The following is a 22,617-nucleotide window of genomic DNA, read 5'->3' as shown; positions in this document are numbered from 1 at the left end:
CAGATCATGTACTATTATGTTAATTAATCCTAACTCTAAAGCAATTCGGAGGCTTGTTAATGAAATATGTAATTATTGGAACAGCAGGCCATGTTGACCACGGTAAGTCGGCGATAATTAAGGCGCTGACGGGAACAGACACTGACCGCCTGAAAGAAGAGAAAATACGGGGTATATCCATAGATTTAGGTTTTGCTTCATTATCCCTCGGAGAGGAGCTCACAGCCGGAATCGTGGATGTTCCCGGGCATGAGCGATTCTTAAAAAATATGTTGGCCGGAACAGGCGGCATTGATTTGGCAATGCTGGTTATTGCCGCCGATGAGGGAATTATGCCCCAGACTCAAGAACACTTGGCGATGCTTGACCTTTATGGAATAAAGCAGGGAGTAGTGGTCATTAACAAAATTGACAAGGTAGACGGCGAATGGTTGGAACTTGTTGAGAGTGAAATACGGGAATATATAAGTAATACTTTTTTGCAGCATGCGCCATTGTGCCGGGTATCGGCAGTAAGCGGGGCCGGGATTAATGAACTCAGGCACACGCTGGCGAACGTAGCCGGAAAACTACCTGCCCGGGACAGCAAAGCGCCTTTTCGTCTCTGGATTGATCGGGCATTTACCATCAAAGGTTATGGGGTGGTTGTCACCGGCTCGGTTTTGAGCGGGCAGGTCAGAATTGGTGACAGTCTAAAACTATATCCGTCAGGAACAATTGTCAGAGTGCGTGGTTTGGAGTGGCATGGCGGCAAAATGACCGAAATTATTGCCGGTCAGCGGGCGGCCATCAATCTGGCCGGGGTAGAACTGGCCGAAGTTGCCCGGGGGATGGCACTCAGCGCTGTGGAACGGGGTGAGATCAGCCCAATTTGGGATGTGCTGGCCGATTGGCGGCAGGATGTGGACAGTGGCGTACGGGTCAGGCTGCATTTAGGGACTGGCGAATTCCTGGGCAGAATGTATTCGTATAAAGAAACATCCAATAAACACATGCGGCTCATTCTGGAGCAGCCGTTGGCGGCCGGAGTCGGCGACCGGGGAATTATCAGGCTGTATTCGCCGCAGCACTTGCTCGGCGGCGTTATTTTGACGGCGCCTGGGCGGGCCACCAGACGGTTGACCCATGAGCGGGCAGCGCTTGCCGATGCGGTTGTCAACCGGGATGTAGAGAATATCATTTTCCACCGCATGAATGAGAGCCGCAAGTTATTGGTACTGGAGGATATCAGACGTCAGACAGGATATTTACCTGAAAAAGAAGTAGACCGGGTAATTGAAAAGATGGTAGCCGCAAAAAAGCTTTACTGCCTGGAAAATCATTATATACCGACCGGTGTTTTCGACCAATTGACTAAGCAGTTGACAAATATGCTTAAGGAGTATCATAAAATGCAGCCAGACCGGGGCGGTCTGGCTAAAGAAGTAGCCAGGCAAAAGATGGGTTTGGATGATAAAAGCTTTGAAATTATGCTTACTGAGTGGCAAAAAAGCGCTGTGCTGACTGTTACCGGCGGCGATCTTGCGCTGAAAAGCCATGCCGAGCGACATGGCGGCTGGAAGCAGGACATTGCCGCCAAAGCCGAGGCCGCACTGGATGATATAGGACTAATTAACATTGACCCGGCTCTGTTGGCGCAAAAATTATCTTTACCGCCGGCTAAAGCGAAAGCTGCTCATGATTCCCTGGTCCGTGCCGGCATGTTAATAAAAGTGAGTGATATGTTTGTATACCGCAAAACAATTCAGTACATTGTACAGCTTATTCACAGGCATTTTAAGGAAAACAGCACACTGACAGTAGCCGAATTGCGCGATCTTCTGAACACTTCCCGTAAAGTCGCCTTGCCGGTTATAGAATACCTGGATATGCATAAATATACAATAAGGGACGGAGATGTGCGCCGTCCGGCCCAGAAAATCCTGGATTTGTCAGAATAAACTTACTTTAATTATGTATATTGACAGCATAACAATTCGTTTCTATAATTAAATTCAAAATAAACAGTGTACATTACGGTTTTTTTGCGGTGTACATATGTTTTGGGGGAGTGTGTCTAGGGTTCCGCGCTAAAGCGGTCTGGACCAAGCGACACAGGTGCAGCGTGGCACGCACTACACCGTGGGTATAAAAGACCCTGCGGAAGGTCCCAAACAGGGTATCTTCGCAGGGTCTTTTTTGTTTCAATTTTTTAAAATACAAGCTAGTTCAAAATGTGACCGCACGCATTTTGAACTGGCCGATAGAAGGTGGGAGAGAGATGTGTAGAATAGGGGCTATAAAAAGCAAAGTCGCATTTCATCCGTCGTTGGCGCTGCATTTGATGCTGCCCCAGCAGGAAGGACACGACAACTCCGGTTTTGCGATGGTGATGCAAGACCTTGAAGGAGTTTTCGCCAAATATAAAGATAAGCCGCTATTATCGCTGGCCTGTACGCAAAAAGGTGCGGCCATGGTGGAACACTTTATGGAAACCAACAACTTTACGCCGTTATATGAATGGATTCCCCGGGGCGTTCGTCAGCCCGGCCTTGATATTAAGGCGATGCCCTATTATATATTCCGGGTATACGACTATCCGGAGCATTACCGGACAGCTACGCAGGAGGCCAAGGAAGAATTACTGCTTGATACCAGGCTGGCGCTTAGAGAATTGCTTGAAAAAGAAGAAAATGGATTTGTTTATTCTTTTTGGCCGGATGTTTTAACTTTGAAAGAAATCGGCGATCCCCGCGATATTGCTGTTTACTTTAAACTATGGGACAACACCGGCGACTTAATGGCTAAGAACGTTGTCGTCCAATGCCGGCAAAATACTAACTATGAAATTGTTCGCTATGCAGCCCACCCGTTCTTTCTTCAGGGGTATACGCTGTGTGCCAACGGCGAAAATACTTTCTACACCAAAAATAAAGAGTATCAAAAATCGCTGCATCGCGGCTATATCGGTTTTGAATCTGATTCACAAAACTTTCTCTATACATTGCACTATGTACTTAAGGTGCTCAAATGGCCGATAAAATATTACAAACATGTAATTACCCCTTTGCCGTTTGATGAAATAGCCAAACGGCCGGACAAGCGGGAACTGACAGCCATTCGTCAGTCGCTAGGCCATTTGGAAATAAACGGGCCTAATACAATAATTGCTATGCTGCCTGATGGCCGCATGATGACTTGTTGTGATTCCAAAAAATTGCGGCCGGTAGTAGTGGGCGGCGACGGTACTACTATTGCCATATCGTCCGAAGTTTGCGGGCTTAACCAAATCTTGCCTCACCGCAACCAAGAGCTGGATGTTTATCCGAATGAACGGGAAGTAGTAGTAATCACCCGGGAATTGGAGGTAGAACGATGGAAGCAGTAAAAATACAAGACGTCAGCGTCAATGACCTGCCGTGGAAAATACAATACCAGCCCGAACGCTGTACCATGTGCGGCAGTTGTGTGGCAGCCTGTACCTTTAATGCCATTGAAGTTGCCATGGAACGGCGGTCAATTACCGTATCAACAGGCCATCAGCCTGAGCCCAGCCAGCGCCATATGGCAACTCCTGTTATCAAGCAGAAGGCGGCAGTGGCTAACGCCTGTGTGGGCTGCGGCATGTGCGAAAAAGTATGTCCGAACAACGCCATCAAACCTATGCGCAACCCTGATTCGCGTATAAACTGTTTAAACAGAAGCGGTGGCACTACTGTTAAACGGGGAGGTCGGGCTAGTCTAAACAGCGCCGACCGGACACTCGATAAAATTGTTGTTGGCCGTATTTCCCAGATGACCGACCCGGCGCTGGACTCTGAGCGGCACACTTTCGATATTTTGGCCCCGTTTGGGCGGGTACTTCTGCCTCACGAATTGCCGCTTAAATCTAATGGCGAAGAACTAACACTCAGCGGTCATACCCCGCCTGTTAGATGGATTTATCCGGTTATCTTCAGCGATATGTCCATCGGCGCGCTCTCGACGCGGGCCTGGGAAGCCGTAGCGCTGGCCACTGCGTACCTTAACGAAAAGCATAAACTGCCGGTCCGGATGTGTTCGGGTGAAGGTGGTATGCCTGTAAAACTTATGCAATCCGAATATCTAAAATACATGATATTGCAAATTGCTTCCGGGCATTTTGGCTGGAACCGCATTATAAAAGCCATGCCTCATATGAAAGTTGATCCGGCCGGTATTCTTATTAAAATCGGGCAGGGGGCTAAGCCGGGTGACGGGGGACTCTTGCCAGCCGCTAAAGTGTCTAAAACTGTACAGTCCATTCGCGGCGTGCCCAAGGCCGACCTTTTGTCACCGCCCAATCATCAAGGTTTGTACTCTATCGAAGAGTCAGTACAGAAAATGTTTATGTCGATGAATGCGGCCTTTAAATTCCGCGTACCTGTTGCGATTAAGTGTGCCGCTTCGGCTACGTCGGTATCGGTATACAACAACCTCTTGCGGGATCCCTACAAAATATGCGGCGGCTTTTTTATCGACGGCATCCAAGGGGGCACCGGCGCGGCTAATGAGGTATCGCTTGACCATACCGGACATCCGGTGGTGTCCAAAATCCGTGAATGTTATCTGGCGGCTGTCAAACAAGGACGGCAAGGACAAATCCCCCTGTGGGCAGGCGGTGGTGTCGGTTTAACCGGCAACGCTGCGGCCGATGCTTTCAAACTTATATGCCTTGGCGCCAACGGCGTATTCATCGGTAAAATACTTGTTCAATTGTGCGGCTGCGTAGGTAATGAACACGGCCGCTGCAACGCTTGCAATACCGGTAACTGCCCGGCGGGGATATGCACGCAGAATCCGCGCTTGGTTAAACGTCTTGATATTGATAAAGCGGCGCAAAACATCGTTGACTATATGCTGGCCTTAGACAGCGAATTTAAGAAACTGATGGCGCCTGTCGGCAACAGTTCGCTGCCTGTCGGACGTTCTGATGCGCTGGTAACTACTGATAAAGCCATCGCCGACAAATTGGCCATCCAATATGTATGCTAGGAGGTTATGCGCATGTTTAAAATAAATACTATTGACGGCAACACCCGGATGTCAACGCAAGACCTCTTAGAAAGCATTAACCAGGCGTTGGCCGAAGGGGAAACAGAGTTTCATATTGAAGCATCAGGCCAGCATGACATTGGCGGCCCGTTATGGCATCCGGAAGGTAAACCACTGAAATTTTATGTAAAAAATGCCGGCCAGCGGGTAGGCTCTATGTGTCTTCCCGGCACCGAAATCATTGTTGAAGGCTCGGCCTCGGCTGATGTAGGCTGGCTTAACGCCGGCGGCCGGATTGTTGTCAAGGGTGACGGCGGTGATACTGCCGCTCATTGTGCGGCTGCAGGCACCATTTATATTGGCGGTCGCGCCGGGACCCGGTCCGGTTCGCTGATGAAACACGACCCGCTATATGAAGCGCCGGAATTCTGGGTATTGAAAAATGTTGGCAGTTTTGCGTTCGAATTCATGGGCGGCGGTATTGCTGTAGTCTGCGGCTATGACAGTGAGCAGTTTGAATCAGTGCTGGGTGACCGCGCTTGCACAGGCATGGTTGGCGGCATTGTATACTTCCGGGGGAAGGCCAAAGGCATATCGGCCAAAGATACAAAAATATTGCCATTAAATCAAGAAGACATTGCATATCTTGATGGAAAAATGGATGATTTTTTGGGAGCTATCGGCCGGCCTGAGTTACGTAGCCAGCTTACCGACTGGAGCGAGTGGCAGAAAGTAGTGCCGCTGTCTTATGACGAACGCCCCAAGAAAGCCAATACAGACATTTATTCTTTCCGCACTCAGGCCTGGGTTCCCGGCGGCATTTTCAGTGATGTTTGCGACGATGATTTTGCAGTAATCGGTGCAATAACGACCGGTGCCTTACGTCGTCGGATACCGGTCTGGGAAAACGGTAAATACAGTGCACCGTGTGAGTTTAATTGTACAGCGTCGGTGCCGTCACAACAGCGGTTCAACTTGTTACGGGACGGTAAAATTGACGAAGCTTACCGGCTGGTACTTGAATATACGCCGTTTCCGGGATCGGTCTGCGGTGCGGTGTGCCCCAATCTCTGCATGGACGACTGTACCCGAAAAAAAGTTGATATTTCGGCGCAAATTGGTAAATTAGGCCAATATTCGATTAACGTTGATTTGCCCAAAGCTGAAGTCAAAACCGGTAAGCATGTGGCTGTTATCGGCGGTGGCGCGGCCGGCCTTACCGCTGCCTGGCAGCTGGCGCGTCTGGGCCATGAGGTAACAGTGTTTGAAGCCGATGCCAAAGCCGGTGGTAAGATGGAGCAGGTTATTCCGCGCTCGCGTTTGCCGCAGGAGACGTTGGCCCGGGAGATCGCCCGGATTAGGGAAATGGGTGTAACCATAAAAACAGGCGTGCACGTTGATAAAGAAAAATTTGCCTGGATAAGGGACAGTCATGACGCAGTGGTAATTGCCACCGGTGCGCATGTTACACGGGTAATCAACTGGCCCGGCCATGAACGGATTGTAAAAGGTCTTGAATTTCTTAAGGCAATCAACCGTGGTGAACGCCCGGCAATTGGCAGAAGGGTAATTGTCATTGGCTGCGGCAATTCAGGCATGGACGTAGCCGTAGGCGCTTATGGTCTGGGAGCTGAGCAGGTAACTTGTATTGATGTCCAGCGCCCGGCGGCATTTGATAAAGAAATGGCGCACGTCAAGGAACTGGGCGGCGAAATACTCTGGCCGGTATTCACCAAGGAAATAACCGCCGAGGGGATTATTACCCAGGACGGGCAGTTGATTAAAGGCGACACTGTTATTATCGCCATCGGCGAAACGCCGGACTTAAGTTTTGCTCCAGATAGCCTGCCGGTAGAGCGTGGCTGCCTGAAACCGGCTACCGACTATAGTGTGGCCCAAGGTATATTTACAGCCGGGGACACGATTCGTCCCGGCCGGCTGGTAGATGCCATTGGCGCCGGGCGGGAAGCAGCGCTGGCGGTTGATGCATATTTGAAAGGTCAAAGTTATACTCCGGTTCAAAAGAATAAAATTCCGGCCGGACGGATGAGTACGGCATATTTCAAAAAATGTCACAGCTGTGACGTGCCTGAGGCTAACAATGACTATACCCGTTGTATTAGCTGCGGCACCTGCCGGGATTGTCATATGTGTCTGAAATCATGCCCTGAAAATGCCATTACCCGTACGGTCGGCGCTAACGGTGCCGAGTACGCCTCAGACCCCGATAAATGTATTGCCTGTGGTATCTGCGCCGGCATTTGCCCATGCGGAGTATGGACGATGGAGCCTAACGCCGAACCTGTGAAATTTTATAGATAAAAAATTTCGACGCCGCTCTGGCAGAATTGCCGACAGCGGTGTCTTTTTATTGAGAACATAAATACACTATACAAAAACAAATAAATACTGCATGTTGTAAAAATGTTATTGACAGCCGTTATAGCTTGCCAATATAATAATATCCATAGACAAGAGATACTAATATCTTTGTCAGAGGCACATGGAGTTTCCATAACACCGCAAGCACCTTTGCGCATGAAAGGAGTTGGTCATTTACTGTTACACAATAGTATATGTTGTAACATAAAGATTAACTGGTCAACTCCCGGGTACAAATACTGAAGTGGCTAGGTAAAGAGTGAATACTTCAGGGGAAAGAAGGGAATTTACAGTGTCCAAGAAATGCCTAATCTTTATTGGTCTGGCAGTGGCTCTGACCATGCTGGCCGGCTTGGTGGCAGGCTGCGGAAGCTCAGATTCTAAGACTGCTGACTCTAAAGAAATTAAGGTTGGCGGTAACTTTGAAATGACTGGCGGCATTGCCAACTTCGGCAACCAAACGGCTAACGGTATCAAACTGGCGTTTAAAGAAGCCAATGCAGCCGGTGGTGTTCTGGGTAAGCAGCTTACTTTTATCATTGCCGACAACAAGTCTGAGCCGGCTGAGGCGGCTAACGCAATTACCAAACTTATTACTCAAGATAAAGTAGTTGCCGTGCTGGGCCCGGTATCAAGCTCCAATGTCCTGGCAACCCTGCAAATAGCTCAAGACAACAAAATTCCGGTACTTACTGCCACTGCTACCAATCCTAAAGTAACCGTCGATAATGGTAAAGTACGGCCTTATGTTTTCCGTGCCTGCTTTATTGATCCTTTCCAAGGCAAAGTAATGGCTGATTTCGCTGCTAAATCGGTTAAGGCCAAAACTGCGGCGATTTATGTTGACAACAGTTCCGATTATTCCAAAGGCTTAGCTGAAGTGTTCGAAACATCCTTTACTCAAGGTGGCGGAAAAATTGTCGCCAAGGAAGGCTTCCTGCAAAAGGATACCGACTTTAAAGCTACTTTGACCAAGATTAAGGCTGCTAATCCGGACGTTATCTTTATTCCTGCTTACTATGAAGAGGTTGGCAAAATTGTAAAACAAGCCCGTGAATTGGGTATTACCGTACCGCTCTTAGGGACTGACGGCTGGGATGACAGCAAACTGGTTGATATTGCCGGCGCTGCTCCGCTGAATAACGGTTTCTTCAGCAACCACTATTCTTCTCAGGACAAAGATCCTAATATCGTAAAGTTTGTTGAGGCCTATAAGAAAGAGTACGGTCAAGAACCCAGCGCTTTGGCAGCTCTTGGTTATGATGCCGGTCTTATGTTGATTGACGCCATCAAACGTGCTGGCAGCGCCGATCCGGCTAAAATCCGCGATGCTTTGGAGCAAACTAAAAATCTCCAAGTCAGCACTGGTATCCTGACACTTGACGCCAACCATAATCCGGTTAAGAGTGCGGTTGTTATTGAAATGAAGGATGGCAAACAACTCTTTAAAGAAAAGATCAATCCTTGATAATAATGGAAACAAATAAATAGAGTGGTAAGAGAACTCTACCAATGTACAGTGAGGTGCAAGGGGTAAGGCTACGGTCTTATCCCTTTTTACCTAAATGAGACACTAGTGGTGTTCTTCTAGAATGGACATATATCAAGATGTACTATGGCGGAAGTATTGACACGGATGGACAGGGCCCCTATAATATACCTGTATCAAATACAGGTATATGTTGTTAGTGGACAACTGCTGCTAACAACCGCATTGGACCTACAGGAGGTAGCGACGGTTAGGTTCCAAGCTATAAGGGGGCGATACTGTAGATACTTATCCGGCATGGCGTGCTATCTTTGATATTTAGGAGGAGAAACCATGGTGAAGACAAAATTTGTTAAATTAGTAAGCGTAATGGTAACTGTGCTTATGGTGGCAGGCCTTATTGCCGGTTGTGGCGGCAGCGGCAGTCAACAAGCAGATGTAATTAAACTGGGTGCTAACCTTGAGATGACAGGTGGCAATGCCACTTTTGGCCAGTCGGCTGCCAATGGCGCCAAACTGGCCATTAAAGAAGTAAATGCCAAAGGCGGGGTGCTTGGAAAACAACTGTCTCTGGTAATTGCTGATAATAAAAGTGAGGCGGCTGAAGCTGCCAACGCCATGCAGAAACTGATAACTCAGGATAAAGTAGTGGCAGTCATTGCGCCGATTGCTTCCTCAAGTGTTATTGCTGCCGCGCAAGTGAATACCGACAATAAAGTGTTGGCAATCAGCCCGACGGCCTCCAACCCTAAAGTTACTGTTGACCCCAATAGCGGCAAAGTCCGTGAATTCCTGTTCCGGGCTGCCTTTATTGATCCGTTTCAAGGCTCGGTAATGGCATCTTTTGCGCAAAAATCACTAAAAGCAAAAACCGCTGCGTTGTATATTGATAACTCCAGCGATTATGCCAAGGGCTTAGGCCAGTTCTTCAAAGAAACCTTTGAAAAAAATGGCGGCACAATAGTGGCTAACGAAGCGTATTTGGCTAAAGATACCGACTTTAAAGCTACATTGACCAAGATTAAATCACAAAACCCTGACGTAGTATTTGTTCCCGGCTATTATCAAGAAGTGGGAATGATCATTAAACAAGCACGGGAACTTGGACTTAATGTTCCTTTCCTGGGCGGCGATGGCTGGGATTCTGCTAAATTACCGGAAATTAGCGGTGCCCAGGCGTTGAACAATACTTTTTTCAGCAATCATTATTCGCCTGATGACAACAGTTCAGCGGTAAAAGCTTTTGTCGAAGCCTATAAAAAAGAGTATAATCAGACCCCTGACGCTTTTGCCGCGTTATCATATGACGCTACGATGATGGTTATTGAAGCCATCAAACGGGCCGGCAGCGCTGATCCGGTTAAAATCAAGGACGAGCTTGCCAAGACCAAAGATTATCAGGCTGTATCGGGATTGATCACTTTAAACGAGACTCATGACCCTGTTAAGAGCGCTGTAATCATTGAAATGAAAGACGGCAAGCAGACGTTTAAAGAGAAGGTAAATCCATAACTAAGGGTACGTTGCGTCCCCTGTGGACGGGACACCTGATTTGTCCCGTCCATCCGGACCAACCGGCCCTGCTATATAGTATAATTTATGAAAATGGAGAGGGGAGAGCGCATGTGGATTTTTCAGGCTTAATTGGACAGCTAGTACAACAATTAATTAACGGTATTTCCCTGGGCAGCATTTATGCGCTCATTGCTCTGGGGTATACCATGGTTTACGGTATAATCAGGCTGATCAACTTTGCCCACGGTGACATCTATATGTTGGGCGCTTACGCAGGTTTTTTCGCCATAACAGTCTTTAAGTTTTCCTTCATTCCGGCGCTGATTTTTTCGATGGCTGCTGCCGGCATTGTTGGCATGTTTATTGAAAGAGCAGCTTACCGCCCACTGCGACAGGCGCCCAAAATAGCGGTTTTAATTACGGCAATTGGTGTATCGCTGTTTTTAGAATATGGCGGAATGCTGCTGGTATCGCCTCAGCCTCGGACTTTTCCTGCGGTCTTTACTGCTGAGGTTTACAAAATAGGCGGTATGGTGATAAACAGCCAGCAAGTCATTATCTTAGTGGTGTCCCTGCTGTTAATGGTCATTCTGACCTATGTCGTACACCGTACTAAAATCGGCAAAGCCATGCGGGCCGTATCATTCGATACCGATGCCGCCCGGCTTATGGGTATTGATGTTGACCGGGTCATTTCCTTTACTTTTGGCATTGGCTCAGCTCTGGCTGCTGCTGCCGGTGTACTTGTCGGTATTTACTACAACTCGATTGACCCGCTCATGGGGATCATGCCTGGCCTTAAAGCCTTTGTTGCCGCAGTATTAGGTGGTATTGGCAGCATTCCCGGCGCTATGCTCGGCGGGACCATACTGGGCGTTATTGAAGCGCTGGTCAGCGGCTTTTGGTCTTCGACCTTCCGCGACGCAGTAGCATTTGCTATCCTTATTATTATCTTGTTGTGGAAACCGGCAGGCCTCTTGGGTAAAAATGTCCGGGAGAAAGTGTAGGTGACAGGCATGAATTTAGCAAGAAAAACTAAAACCGACCTTATGGCGCTGGCAGGTTGCGTGATCGCCTTTGCCATAGTCCAGGGCCTGATCATGGCTGATATAATCGGTCCTTTTTGGCAACTTAATATTATCCTGATCGGTATTAATATTATTCTGGCCGTAAGCCTCAACCTGATCAACGGTTTTACCGGTCAGTTCTCGATTGGCCACGCCGGGTTTATGGCTGTCGGCGCCTACTTAAGCGCTGTTCTTACTGTAAAATTTCAACTGCCGTTTATTGTGGCTATCCTGGGGGGCGCGCTTGCAGCCGGGGTGCTGGGGTTTGCGATTGGGTTGCCCACACTCAGGTTAAACGGCGATTATCTGGCAATCGCAACCTTAGGGTTGGGTGAAATAATCAGGATTTGTATTCTCAACATTCAATATATCGGCGGTGCGTCCGGCTTTATGGGCATTCCCCGCTATACGGACTTTCCCTGGGTATTTACCCTTACCGTGGTTACTGTTTTTGCGATTAAAAACTTTATTGACTCAACACACGGCCGGGCGTGTATCTCGATTCGCGAGAATGAAATTGCCGCCGAAGCCATGGGGGTTGATACCACAAAATATAAGGTGTTGGCCTTTACTATGGGGGCAGCTTTTGCCGGCGTCGCCGGGGCGTTGTTCTCTCACTATTTTTACATTGCCCATCCGGCCTCGTTCACCTTCATGAAGTCATTTGATATTTTGACCATGGTGGTTTTGGGCGGTCTCGGCAGCATCACCGGCAGTATTACTGCGGCAGTCTTGCTGACCTTTGTCTCGGCGGCGCTTGCCAGCTACCCTGAGTGGCGGATGATAATTTATTCATTGCTGTTAATTGTTCTGATGATGTACCGGCCGCAAGGCTTATTTGGCAATAAAGAAATAAGCCTGAAGATGTTCAGCCGCTTGACAGGAGGTAAGCAAAATGGCGCTACTCAAGGCAACTAAACTGTCTAAAGTATTCGGCGGCCTCCGGGCGGTCTCCAACTTCGACGTCGAAATAGCTCCCGGTGAATTAGTCGGCCTTATCGGCCCCAACGGCGCCGGCAAAACGACAGCCTTTAACCTCTTAACCGGCGTGTATGAGCCGACTGAGGGACAGATTGAGTTTGACGGCAAAAGCATTGTCGGCCTTAAACCCTACCAGATTACCCAACGCGGTATTGCCCGTACTTTTCAGAATATCAGGCTGTTTGCCGACCTTAGTGTGCTTGATAATGTAAAGATTGCCTATCATTTCCATGTAAAATACGGCTTATTGGAGTCTATGTTGCGCGTGGGCCGGTATCATAGCGAAGAAGCCGAAATTGAGGAAAAAGCCATCAGGTTCCTGGAAATATTCCAACTGGCAAACAAAAAGGACGAAATTGCCAAAAACTTGCCTTATGGCGAGCAGCGCCGACTGGAAATCGCCCGGGCGCTGGCTGCTCAACCCAGGCTATTACTTTTGGACGAACCGGCTGCAGGTATGAATCCGCAAGAAACCCAGCAACTTATGGAAATGATTCGCTGGATCAGAAAAGAATTTAATCTGACAATTTTGTTGATTGAACATGATATGAGTCTGGTTATGGGCGTGTGCGAACGCATTTATGTGCTTGACTATGGCAGCATAATTGCTCAGGGTACGCCGCAGGAAATTAAAAATAATCCGCGGGTTATCGAGGCCTACCTCGGTGAGGAGGTTTAGATTATGACAATGTTAAAAGTTGACAACATAAACGTGTATTATGGCGCCATTCATGCGCTCAAAGGCATTAGTGTTGAAGTAAACCAAGGTGAAATTGTAACACTAATCGGCGCCAACGGCGCTGGCAAGAGCACAACGCTCCGCACCATTTCCGGTCTGTTGAAACCTAAAACGGGAAAGATAATATTTGAAGGCCAAGACATTGCCGGTGCAGCTGCGCAAAATATTGTTAAACTGGGGATTTCGCAAGTCCCGGAAGGACGTCGTGTATTTGCCAATATGACAGTCCTGGAAAATCTGGAACTGGGCGCATATCTGCGCTCTGATGCGCAAGAGATAAAAGCAGACATGGATAATGTATTTACCCGTTTCCCCAGATTAGCCGAGCGGCGCAGCCAGCTTGCCGGAACGCTTTCGGGCGGCGAGCAGCAAATGCTGGCCATGGGCCGGGCGCTTATGAGCCGTCCCCGCATTCTGCTCTTAGATGAACCGTCAATGGGGTTGGCGCCACTATTAGTAAAGGAAATTTTTTCCATAATCAAAGATATTAATGCAACCGGCACAACCATTCTCCTGGTTGAGCAAAACGCCCACATGGCATTGTCGATTGCCCATAAAGCCTATGTGCTGGAAACCGGCCGGATAACCTTGTCCGGCGATGCCAAGGAATTGGCCGAAAGCGAAGAAATCCGCAAAGCCTATCTTGGTGGCTAATATAAATATATTAATATTAATGTAGGGGAGTGTTGTATTATGATCGTATTCAAACGAATGACCCCTAATCCCACTACCATTACGTCAGCCATGACCATTCTTGATGCGTTGCAAATCATGCGCAGCAACAAATTCCGCCGTCTGCCGGTGGTGGATAACGGCAAACTGGTTGGTATTGTAACTGACCGGGACCTACGAGAGGTATCGGCCTCACCGGCTACTTCGCTGTCGGTGTTTGAACTCAACTACCTCTTGGCCAAAATGCAGGTTAAAGACATTATGACCAAGAAGGTGTTAACGGTTAGTCCTGACGCCACTGTGGAAGAGGCGGCATTACTCATGTACAACAACAAAATCGGTGGACTGGTTGTTGTTGATGAAAGCCAGGCGGTGGTAGGCATTCTGACCGAAACCGATATATTTAAAGCTTTTGTTGATGCCATGGGCCTGCCTCAGGGCAAGACCCGCCTAAGCCTTTTGTTGCCTGACCGTCTGGGCGTCATCCATGATATTTCCGGCGTATTTAAGGAACTTGGCGTCAGCATTGGCAGTTTTGTCAGTTTCCCGGCTGAGGATGGTCAGTATGAAGTTGTAATTCGCGCCGACATCCCGGATGTCAAGACATTGACTGAACGATTGGCCGCGCTTGGTTATCCGGTGCAGCACGTTGTACAAATCGGTTAAAATCAATAAATCGAACGTAAATTTTACACATATTGCTTGCTATGTTAATATAATAGAGTAGGAACAGGCGGCCGGAAGTTTCGGCGCAGCCGGGCAGCAAGCAGCAGGCAGGACACCTGCGGGACCTATTGGACCCGCAGGTTTATTATTGCCGTTTACATTATCATAAAGCATCTCTTTTTGATAATCAGTAAAAATGGCGAACCCCTAAAAGGTCTAGGTGGCTTCTGCGGCGTCCTAAATAAACTCAGCCCAAGCTAGGTCTTATCGTATGGGGGGAAGAAGTGTGGAAGTTAATCATACTAAATTAAAGCAGCGGACAGCGCGGTTGTCGGTAGTATCTAATACACTACTTGTTATGCTTAAGTTAGTTGTTGGGATATTTACCGGCTCGGTTAGTATTGTTTCTGAAGCCGCCCATTCCGGAGTTGACTTAATCGCCGCCCTGGTAGCCTATGTGGCGGTAAAAAAGTCCGGTAAACCGCCGGACAGTCAGCATGCTTACGGCCATGGCAAAATTGAAAACCTGTCAGCCGCATTCGAAGCTGTGCTTATTGTTCTGGCTGCATTATGGATTGTATATGAATCAGTCGAAAAAATAAAAACGGCCCATGCGCCGGAATATCTGGAGTACGGCCTCTTCGTAATGGCATTGTCTGTGGCCGTCAACTACTGGGTTTCCAGTAAACTGTATCATGTGGCCCTGTTAACCGGCTCACACGCACTGGAAGCCGATGCGTTGCATCTAAAAGCTGATATCTGGACCAGTGTAGGCGTATTTTTAGGGCTCGGCATTATTCAATACACCGGTCTGTACTGGCTTGATCCGGCCATTGCTATTGCCGTAGCGGTGGTGGTATTTAAAGCCGGTTTTGATATGACCATGAAAAGCATTTATGAGCTGACTGACGTCAGCCTGCCTGAAGATGAAGAAAGAGAAATTAGAACCATCGTCAGCAGCCATCCGACAGTAATTGCTGTTCATCAACTGAGAACCAGGCGTTCAGGCAGCTTTCGCTTAATTGACATGCATATCATCTTGCAGAAAAATATGCATCTTGATAAAGCGCATGCGGTATGTGACGAAATTGAGGCAACAATCCAAAAAAAGTTTAATCCCTGTGATGTTATTATTCATTTGGAGCCATGCGACTACTATGATGACTATGGCGCTTGCCCGGCCGAGTGCGAAGAAAACTGTAAACATGAGTGACGGTGGAATATACCGCCGTTATTTTTATTATAAAAAAGGTTTTGCCTCAAGCAGGGTATAATATATCCAGGTATAATATATATTAGGATAGCAGCAAAGGAGGTGGCATATTCCGTGATAAAACTTACAGATTTCACCCAGCGTGGCGGCTGAGCGGCCAAAGTGGGGCCAGGGGACCTGGCCGGAATTTTAAGCCGGCTGCCGGTAATGCACAATCCTAATGTGCTTGTAGGGATTGCTACTTCGGATGACGCCGGCGTATACAAGCTAAATCCGACAACTGCATTAATACAGACTGTAGATTTTTTCACGCCAATTGTTGATGATCCCTATATGTTCGGCCAAATAGCCGCCGCTAACAGTTTAAGCGACATTTATGCCATGGGTGCGATGCCAATAACAGCGTTAAACTTGGTGGCTTTCCCTAATTGCAAACTGCCGGGCGAAGTGCTGCTGGCCATTTTGCAGGGGGGCCAGGATAAAGTGGCTGAGGCTGGGGCTGTCATTATCGGCGGCCATACAATTGACGATACCGAGCCTAAATACGGGCTGTCAGTTACCGGTATAGCTCATCCGGACAAAATTTGGACAAACGCCGGGGCGCAGCCGGGAGATTACCTGGTATTGACTAAAGCGCTGGGGACAGGGATTTTGGCATCGGCAGCCAGGGCTGACATGTTTGCCCAAGGTGTAGCGGCAGCTACAGTCAGCATGGCGGCTCTTAACGCCAAAGCTGCCAAAGCTGCAACTGATTTTAACATTCATGCCTGCACTGACATTACCGGCTTTGGGCTGTTGGGTCATGTATATGAAATGGCAGCTGGCAGCAGTGTGGCAGTAACTATCGACAGTGCGTCGCTGCCTATTCTGCCTGAAGCGGCTGACGCTGCCGCCATAGGCCTGGTGCCAGGCGGTGCGTATGCCAACCGGAACTACCTGCAGACGGTCGAATTTGCGGATAGTGTGCCGGAGAACATCAGAGATATTTGTTTTGATCCGCAGACATCAGGCGGACTGTTATTTGCCGTACCGGAAAATGAGGCCGGAAAATTGATGGCTGCACTGGGTGTTGCCGGGGTGACGGCAGCCAGTGTTATCGGCCAGGTAACGGCAACAGGGAAAGGAGAAATATATGTCAGATAGAATTGTTGATTGCCGGGGGCTGGCTTGTCCCCAACCGGTCATTAATACCAAAAAGGCTGTTGAACAATTGGTCTCAGGCCGTATTATTGTTATTGTCGATAATGAGGTAGCCAAGTCCAATGTTGTTAAATTCGCTACCGCCAATAGCCTGGGAGCGGCCGTGGAAGAAAAAGACGGACATTACTACATTACTCTTGTCAAAGATGTCAGTCAGCTGTCGCCGGTGTCCCCAAGAACGGAGATAACCGGGGAGTGTGAGTCTCGCCAGGTTTACTTAATTACTCGGAATACATTAGGCCAGGGGTCAGAAGAACTGGGCGCCGTGCTTATGAAATCGTTCATGGCCACCCTCCTTGAAGTCAACCCCCAGCCGGCGGCCATGCTCTTTATCAATAGCGGTGTCAAATTGACCGTCCAAGGCTCGCCGGTACTGGAACAACTGGCCACACTGGCCGGGCGGGGCGTGAGTATCCTGTCTTGCGGCACATGCCTCGACTATTACCAGCTTAAGGCAGATCTGGCAGTGGGTGAAGCAACCAACATGTACACTATTGTCGAGACAATCTCAACATCTAAGACTGTCAGTTTATAAGCAGGTGATTTTATTACATATCAGGACTATGACCGGCTGCTCTCCTTTGATTCGGTGCATCATGCCATCAAAGCCGAAAAAATTCTGAGCGATGCCGGCATCCCGGCTTATGCTTTGCCAACCCCGCGTCAAATCGATATTAGCTGCGGGCAGTGCCTGTTATTTGCGGCAGCGCAAGAAAACAAACTTCTAAGTTTACTTACGGGACATAAAGTACGCTGGGCTAAGCTGTTTAGCCGTGTGCCGGCAGGCAATGGAACCTATATTTATGAAAAAATAAATGACTATGGAGGTTAGCGTGGAACAACTGCTGACACCTGAGTTTTGGCTGGGGATAGCAATTAGAGTAATCCGGCTGGCGGCTATTGGCGTAGGCGGCATTGTTTTACTCAAGGTTACCAATGCGCTGGTAGAACAGTTTTTCTTACCCAAGCCTGGGACTAAAAAGCTGTATCTTGAAGAAAAACGGGCCAGAACGTTAAGCAGCCTGCTGCATAGCATAATACGATATACCATCTATTTCATCGTGGCCGTCATGATTTTGCAGGAGTTTAAAATTGACACCACCTCAATTGTGGCTGGCGCCGGCATTATCGGGTTGGCCTTGGGCGTAGGCGCCCAAAGTCTTATTAAAGACTTTATCACCGGCTTTTTTATTATTTTGGAAGACCAGTACGGTGTGGGCGATTATGTAGTAATTGGCGATATGGCAGGAACTGTTGAAGAGTTGGGGTTCCGGGTCACCAAGCTACGGGACTTTAACGGCATACTGCACATCGTTCCCAACGGCTCGGTAACCCGGGTAAGCAATCACACCAGAGGTCATATGCTGGCGGTAGTCAATGTACCTGTTCCGTATGAAGCTGATATTGACCTAGTTTTTAAAATATTAGATGAAGTGTGTATAACCGTCGGCAAAAGTATGACGGAAGTGCTGGACGGGCCGCAGGTAGTGGGTGTAGTCGACTTGCGGCCGGGCGAAATTATGATCCGCTTGACCGCCAAAACAGTTCCGCTAGAACAAGTCAAGGTGGAAACGGCGCTGCGCCGCTTGATAAAGGAACGGTTTGCCGAAGCCCGGATTCCTCCGCCTCTGTTGCTTAACGTTGTGCCGGTGGCGGAAAAAAAAGCAGCGAAAACAGGAGGCTAGTATGAATCAAAGGTACAATTATAAAATTGGCGAAATTGTAAAAATGAAAAAACTTCATCCCTGTGGCGGCGATCGTTGGGAGATTACCCGCACCGGGATTGATTTTGGCTTAAAATGTTTAAAGTGCGGTCGTCAGGTAATGATCCCGCGACCCAAATTTGAAAAGGGTGTTAAGGCGGTAATTTCAGCTGCCGGTACTGACTCCAAGCAGACTTGAATTTCTACCGGCATTAATTTACAATATAACAGTTAACGTCAATAAACATTTGGCTGTAAGTTGCCAGCCTTAAAGGTGGAGTAAGATTAATGAGCACGAATCTGGAAGTCGGCATTGTGGGTCTGCCTAATGTCGGTAAAAGTACATTATTTAACGCTATTACCAGAGCCGGAGCCGAAGCGGCCAACTATCCGTTCTGTACCATTGAGCCTAATGTCGGTGTTGTTGACGTTCCTGACGAACGTCTGGGCCGGTTGACTGATATGTACCGTCCTAAGCGGACGATACCTGCCGCCATGAGGTTTGTCGATATTGCCGGACTGGTAGAAGGCGCTGCCCAAGGCGAAGGGCTTGGTAACAAATTCCTGGCCCATATCCGTCAAGTAGATGCCGTGGCGCAGGTGGTAAGATGTTTTGCCGACGATAATATCACCCATGTGGCAGGTAGCATTGACCCGGTGCGCGATATCGAAATAATCAACACCGAACTTTGCCTGGCCGACCTCGAAACTGTCGAAAAACGTATTGAGCGGGTACAAAAAATGCTTAAGGGCGGTGATAAGAAGGCGCAGGCTGAGCTTGAAGCACTCAAAAGTGTCAAGCACGCTTTAGAAAATGGCCAGCCTGCCCGCCGTGTCGTCCACGACGGGGATATGGCTGATCTGCTAAGAGATCTATTCCTGTTAACCTTAAAGCCTACCTTGTTTGTTGCCAATGTCAGTGAACAGGAAGCAGCTGATTCCAGCGCCAACCCGCATGTTGCCAAGGTGCGCGAGTACGCCGCTCAGGAAGGCGCAGAAGTAATTGTCGTATCAGCCAAGGTAGAGTCGGAGATTGCCGAACTGCCTGATGATGAAGCCCGGGAGTTTTTAGCCGATTTGGGCCTTGCCGAATCCGGGCTTGACAAACTTATTCGCGCCAGTTTCAAACTTTTGGGACTTATGACGTTTTTTACCGCCGGTGAACAGGAAGTGCGGGCCTGGACTATTGTCCGGGGTACCAAAGCGCCGCAGGCTGCCGGTAAAATTCACACCGATATTGAGCGCGGTTTTATCAGGGCCGAAATCGTATCCTATGATGATTTAATAGCTGCCGGGTCGCATAACGCCGCAAAGGAAAAAGGCCTGGTCCGTTTAGAGGGTAAAGAATATGTAATGCAAGATGGCGATGTCACATATTTCCGCTTCAATGTATAATTTTGAATCATTGTTTAGCAGTGGGTGGTTTTTGTGACCGCCCTTTTCCTTTTAAGGAGGTAGACCTTTGAGTGAAAAATTAACCCGTACGGATATTTACAATGTATCATTGCTGGCGGCGGGACACTTTTTTAGTGACTTTTACGCCAATTTTTTGCCGGCGCTGTTGCCGCTGGTTATGGTTAAGCTGGGTCTATCGCTTACACTAAGCGGGGCGCTGGTTATGGTTTATTCGGTAATATCAAGCGTACTTCAGCCACTAAGTGGCTATATTATTGATAAATACGGCTATACTTGGTTATTGCTTGTTACCACGCCGGTAAGCGCCGTCTTTATTTGTTTGGCCGGGCTTGCCGGCAGCAAAGCAGTCCTGTTTTTATTAGTGACACTGGCTGGACTGGGGGCGTCAATATTTCATCCACTGGCCGCCAGCCTGATGGGCAAAATAGTTACTGCCGAGACCACAGGCACAGCCATGGCAGTCTTTGTGTTTGGTGGCAATGCCGGATTTGCCTTGGCCCCGGCCGTTATCATGTACTGCTTAAACACCGGTGGCACAACCGGCTTGCTTTGGCTTATTATTCCCGGTTTAGCTGTTACCTGGGCTTGTTATACGGCAGGCCTCCACCGGGTGAATATCCGTCGTGCGACTAAGCCTGTTGGGGAGGAAGGCAGTGGTCAGAGCGTTCCCTGGTACAAGTCGCGTGGCTTGCTCTTTTTAAATGCTTCTGCCGCCCTCAGGGCGTGGGTGCAGGCAGCAATACTGACATTTTTGCCGCTGGCCCTGGCCGGGGCCGGGCAACCGCCGACAGTGGCGGCGGCAATGCTTACAGTATTTTTGATGAGTGGGTCCTGCGGCTCGCTTGTTGGCGGTTGGATAGGTGACAAAATTGGCCGTAAGGCTGGCGTAATTGGTTCGTTAGTTCTATGTTTGCCTGTATCATATTTATTTCTTGTTGACTTAACACCGTCGCCGGTTAACTACATTCTGGTGGCTGTTAGCGGGGCGCTGCTGCAGAGTGCAATGCCGACATCAGTTGTATGGGCTCAGGAATTGTTGCCAGGTAATGCCGCTATGGCGTCCGGCATGATGTTGGGCCTGGCGTTTGGTTTGGGCGGAGTTGGCGCGGCCATAACCGGGGCGCTAGGTGACCAGATTGGCCTGCAACCTGCACTGGTATGGACGCTGCTTGCTATTATTCCGGCAATTGCATTGACTGCTGTTATTCCTCAGACAGGCAAATTCCCGGTAACAATTTGCCAAACGCCAAACTCGATCGACAGCCAAAACTAAGCGGTTTTAATTATTTATCAATTTGTATCCGGCTTTTTCTTGCATTTAGCAAACAATTAATGCTATAATAATTTAGTCGCAAAAATACATATTGTGACATGGTTTTGTTTTTCAAAACCTTCCCTGCTCTCGTTTCTGGGGGCCATTAGTCCGAAGGAGGAGGTGATTTCGTGAGAAAATACGAAGTCGTGATTATTATTAAGCCTGGTGACGAAGAGGCTATTAATGCAACTATCGCCAAATTCGAGAACATCATTAAGAACACCGGTGGCAACATTGATAAGGTTGACCGTTGGGGCAAAAAACGCCTGGCTTATGAAGTAAAAGACTTCATGGAGGGTTATTATGCCCTGATTAACTTCACTGCTGAGCCGGCTACTGTGTTTGAGCTTGAACGCGTGCTGAAGATTACCGATGAAGTCCTTAAACACATGGTTGTTAAACTGGAAGACTAATTTTGAAGCCAGGAGGTATGAGGATAAATGAATAAAGTCATCCTTGTTGGCCGCTTGGCTCAAGATCCGGAAGTAAGATATACGCAAAGCGGCAAAGCAGTTGCTTCGTTTACCCTGGCGGTTAACAGATTTGGCGGTGGTCAAGGACAAAATTCAGCCGATTTTATTCCGGTAGTAGCGTGGGAAAAACTGGCTGAAACATGTGGCAACAATCTTACCAAAGGTCAGCGGGTGCTGGTCGAAGGCCGTCTGCAGATACGCTCTTACGAAACCAACGATGGGCAAAAGCGCCGGGTAGCCGAAGTAGTGGCGCAGTCCATTGAGTTCTTGGAACGCAAACAGGCGTCAGGTACTGACGCCGGGAATATAGATATCAATTCGTTCGGCAAAGATGTCTTCCCTGACGAGGAAATCCCATTTTAAAAGGGGGGTAAGCAAATGTCCATCAAACGCGAACGAGGCCGCAAGCCTAAGAAAAAAGTTTGCAGCTTCTGTGTTGATAAAGTCACCAATATTGATTACAAAGATGTTCCTAAATTGCGCCGCTATGCTACCGAGCGCGGAAAAATTCTGCCGCGCCGCATTTCGGGTAACTGCGCTAAACATCAGCGTCAATTGACTGTGGCTATCAAGCGGGCACGGAACATTGCTCTTCTGCCATTTACTGCAGAATAGGGCAAACAATTCATTGTTAATAAGGAGCAAGAATACCTGTGTTTCAGGCGTTCTTGCTCTTTTTATTACTTTGAAAAATTTTGGCTGTTGATACTTTACCCAAGGGCCAAAGCCGGGACTTTCTATAGTTTGGTATGTTTTGGTAAAATTGCTTTAAGTATTTTCCTGCATTCTCAAGC

22 protein-coding genes and 1 riboswitch are annotated in these 22,617 nt (G+C 48.3%); all 22 genes read left to right on the top strand.

Annotation, left to right across the window (positions count from 1 at the left end):
* Positions 1–59: 59 nt before the first annotated feature.
* The 22 genes from selB (at position 60) to rpsR (ending at position 22,438) form a co-directional block, all read left to right on the top strand.
* The gene (selB, locus tag SCACP_RS21090; protein ID WP_425059428.1) at positions 60–1,940 is read left to right on the top strand and encodes a selenocysteine-specific translation elongation factor; all 1,881 of its coding nucleotides are present in this window, start codon (positions 60–62) and stop codon (positions 1,938–1,940) included.
* A 320-nt stretch (positions 1,941–2,260) separates the two neighbouring features.
* Positions 2,261–3,367, top strand: a complete 1,107-nt coding sequence (locus tag SCACP_RS21085; protein WP_425059427.1) for a glutamate synthase — start codon at positions 2,261–2,263, stop codon at positions 3,365–3,367.
* Complete coding sequence (locus SCACP_RS21080) at positions 3,355–4,992, top strand: glutamate synthase-related protein (protein WP_425059426.1); 1,638 nt, start codon at positions 3,355–3,357, stop codon at positions 4,990–4,992. The genes SCACP_RS21085 and SCACP_RS21080 overlap by 13 nt, the downstream gene beginning before the upstream one ends.
* Positions 4,993–5,004: 12 nt before the next feature.
* Positions 5,005–7,314 carry an FAD-dependent oxidoreductase gene (locus SCACP_RS21075; RefSeq protein ID WP_425059425.1) on the top strand — a complete coding sequence of 770 codons (2,310 nt, stop codon included), beginning with the start codon at positions 5,005–5,007 and terminating at the stop codon, positions 7,312–7,314.
* A gap of 400 nt (positions 7,315–7,714) precedes the next feature.
* Complete coding sequence (locus SCACP_RS21070) at positions 7,715–8,842, top strand: ABC transporter substrate-binding protein (protein WP_425061467.1); 1,128 nt, start codon at positions 7,715–7,717, stop codon at positions 8,840–8,842.
* 390 nt (positions 8,843–9,232) lie between these two features.
* The gene (locus tag SCACP_RS21065) at positions 9,233–10,375 is read left to right on the top strand and encodes an ABC transporter substrate-binding protein (protein ID WP_425061466.1); all 1,143 of its coding nucleotides are present in this window, start codon (positions 9,233–9,235) and stop codon (positions 10,373–10,375) included.
* 113 nt (positions 10,376–10,488) lie between these two features.
* Complete coding sequence (locus tag SCACP_RS21060; protein WP_425059424.1) at positions 10,489–11,385, top strand: branched-chain amino acid ABC transporter permease; 897 nt, start codon at positions 10,489–10,491, stop codon at positions 11,383–11,385.
* 42 nt (positions 11,386–11,427) lie between these two features.
* Positions 11,428–12,363 carry a branched-chain amino acid ABC transporter permease gene (locus SCACP_RS21055; RefSeq protein WP_425061465.1) on the top strand — a complete coding sequence of 312 codons (936 nt, stop codon included), beginning with the start codon at positions 11,428–11,430 and terminating at the stop codon, positions 12,361–12,363.
* A complete protein-coding gene (locus SCACP_RS21050) occupies positions 12,341–13,105 on the top strand; it encodes an ABC transporter ATP-binding protein (protein ID WP_425059423.1) in 765 nt (254 codons plus the stop codon). The genes SCACP_RS21055 and SCACP_RS21050 overlap by 23 nt, the downstream gene beginning before the upstream one ends.
* A gap of 9 nt (positions 13,106–13,114) precedes the next feature.
* Positions 13,115–13,819, top strand: a complete 705-nt coding sequence (locus SCACP_RS21045; protein WP_425061464.1) for an ABC transporter ATP-binding protein — start codon at positions 13,115–13,117, stop codon at positions 13,817–13,819.
* Positions 13,820–13,858: 39 nt separating this feature from the next.
* Complete coding sequence (locus SCACP_RS21040; protein WP_425059422.1) at positions 13,859–14,503, top strand: CBS domain-containing protein; 645 nt, start codon at positions 13,859–13,861, stop codon at positions 14,501–14,503.
* Positions 14,504–14,552: 49 nt separating this feature from the next.
* Positions 14,553–14,632, top strand: a riboswitch (NiCo riboswitch).
* 157 nt (positions 14,633–14,789) lie between these two features.
* Entirely contained in the window at positions 14,790–15,716 is a 927-nt protein-coding gene (locus tag SCACP_RS21035; protein WP_425059421.1) for a cation diffusion facilitator family transporter, read from the top strand.
* Positions 15,717–15,830: 114 nt separating this feature from the next.
* Positions 15,831–16,859: a selenide, water dikinase SelD gene (gene selD / locus SCACP_RS21030; RefSeq protein WP_425059420.1), complete on the top strand. Its 1,029-nt coding sequence runs from the start codon at positions 15,831–15,833 to the stop codon at positions 16,857–16,859.
* Positions 16,849–17,451 (top strand): sulfurtransferase-like selenium metabolism protein YedF, encoded by a 603-nt coding sequence (yedF, locus tag SCACP_RS21025; protein WP_425059419.1) that lies wholly within the window; start codon positions 16,849–16,851, stop codon positions 17,449–17,451. The genes selD and yedF overlap by 11 nt, the downstream gene beginning before the upstream one ends.
* A 12-nt stretch (positions 17,452–17,463) precedes the next feature.
* Positions 17,464–17,748: a DUF3343 domain-containing protein gene (locus SCACP_RS21020; RefSeq protein ID WP_425061463.1), complete on the top strand. Its 285-nt coding sequence runs from the start codon at positions 17,464–17,466 to the stop codon at positions 17,746–17,748.
* A complete protein-coding gene (locus tag SCACP_RS21015; protein WP_425059418.1) occupies positions 17,732–18,601 on the top strand; it encodes a mechanosensitive ion channel family protein in 870 nt (289 codons plus the stop codon). Before SCACP_RS21020 ends, SCACP_RS21015 begins: the two co-directional genes overlap by 17 nt.
* Position 18,602: 1 nt before the next feature.
* Positions 18,603–18,818 carry a DUF951 domain-containing protein gene (locus SCACP_RS21010; RefSeq protein WP_425059417.1) on the top strand — a complete coding sequence of 72 codons (216 nt, stop codon included), beginning with the start codon at positions 18,603–18,605 and terminating at the stop codon, positions 18,816–18,818.
* An 89-nt stretch (positions 18,819–18,907) separates the two neighbouring features.
* Positions 18,908–20,014, top strand: coding sequence for a redox-regulated ATPase YchF (gene ychF, locus SCACP_RS21005; protein WP_425059416.1), 1,107 nt, complete (start codon positions 18,908–18,910; stop codon positions 20,012–20,014).
* 67 nt (positions 20,015–20,081) lie between these two features.
* Positions 20,082–21,308, top strand: a complete 1,227-nt coding sequence (locus tag SCACP_RS21000; RefSeq protein ID WP_425059415.1) for an MFS transporter — start codon at positions 20,082–20,084, stop codon at positions 21,306–21,308.
* A 170-nt stretch (positions 21,309–21,478) separates the two neighbouring features.
* Complete coding sequence (rpsF, locus tag SCACP_RS20995; RefSeq protein WP_425059414.1) at positions 21,479–21,763, top strand: 30S ribosomal protein S6; 285 nt, start codon at positions 21,479–21,481, stop codon at positions 21,761–21,763.
* 27 nt (positions 21,764–21,790) lie between these two features.
* Positions 21,791–22,186, top strand: coding sequence for a single-stranded DNA-binding protein (locus SCACP_RS20990; protein ID WP_425059413.1), 396 nt, complete (start codon positions 21,791–21,793; stop codon positions 22,184–22,186).
* Between the two features lie 15 nt (positions 22,187–22,201).
* Positions 22,202–22,438, top strand: a complete 237-nt coding sequence (gene rpsR / locus SCACP_RS20985) for a 30S ribosomal protein S18 (protein ID WP_425059412.1) — start codon at positions 22,202–22,204, stop codon at positions 22,436–22,438.
* Positions 22,439–22,617: the final 179 nt, after the last annotated feature.

This window comes from Sporomusaceae bacterium ACPt (genome assembly GCA_041428575.1).
Lineage (GTDB): Bacteria > Bacillota > Negativicutes > Sporomusales > Sporomusaceae > Sporomusa_D > Sporomusa_D carbonis.
This window is presented reverse-complemented; position numbering and strand designations above follow the sequence as displayed.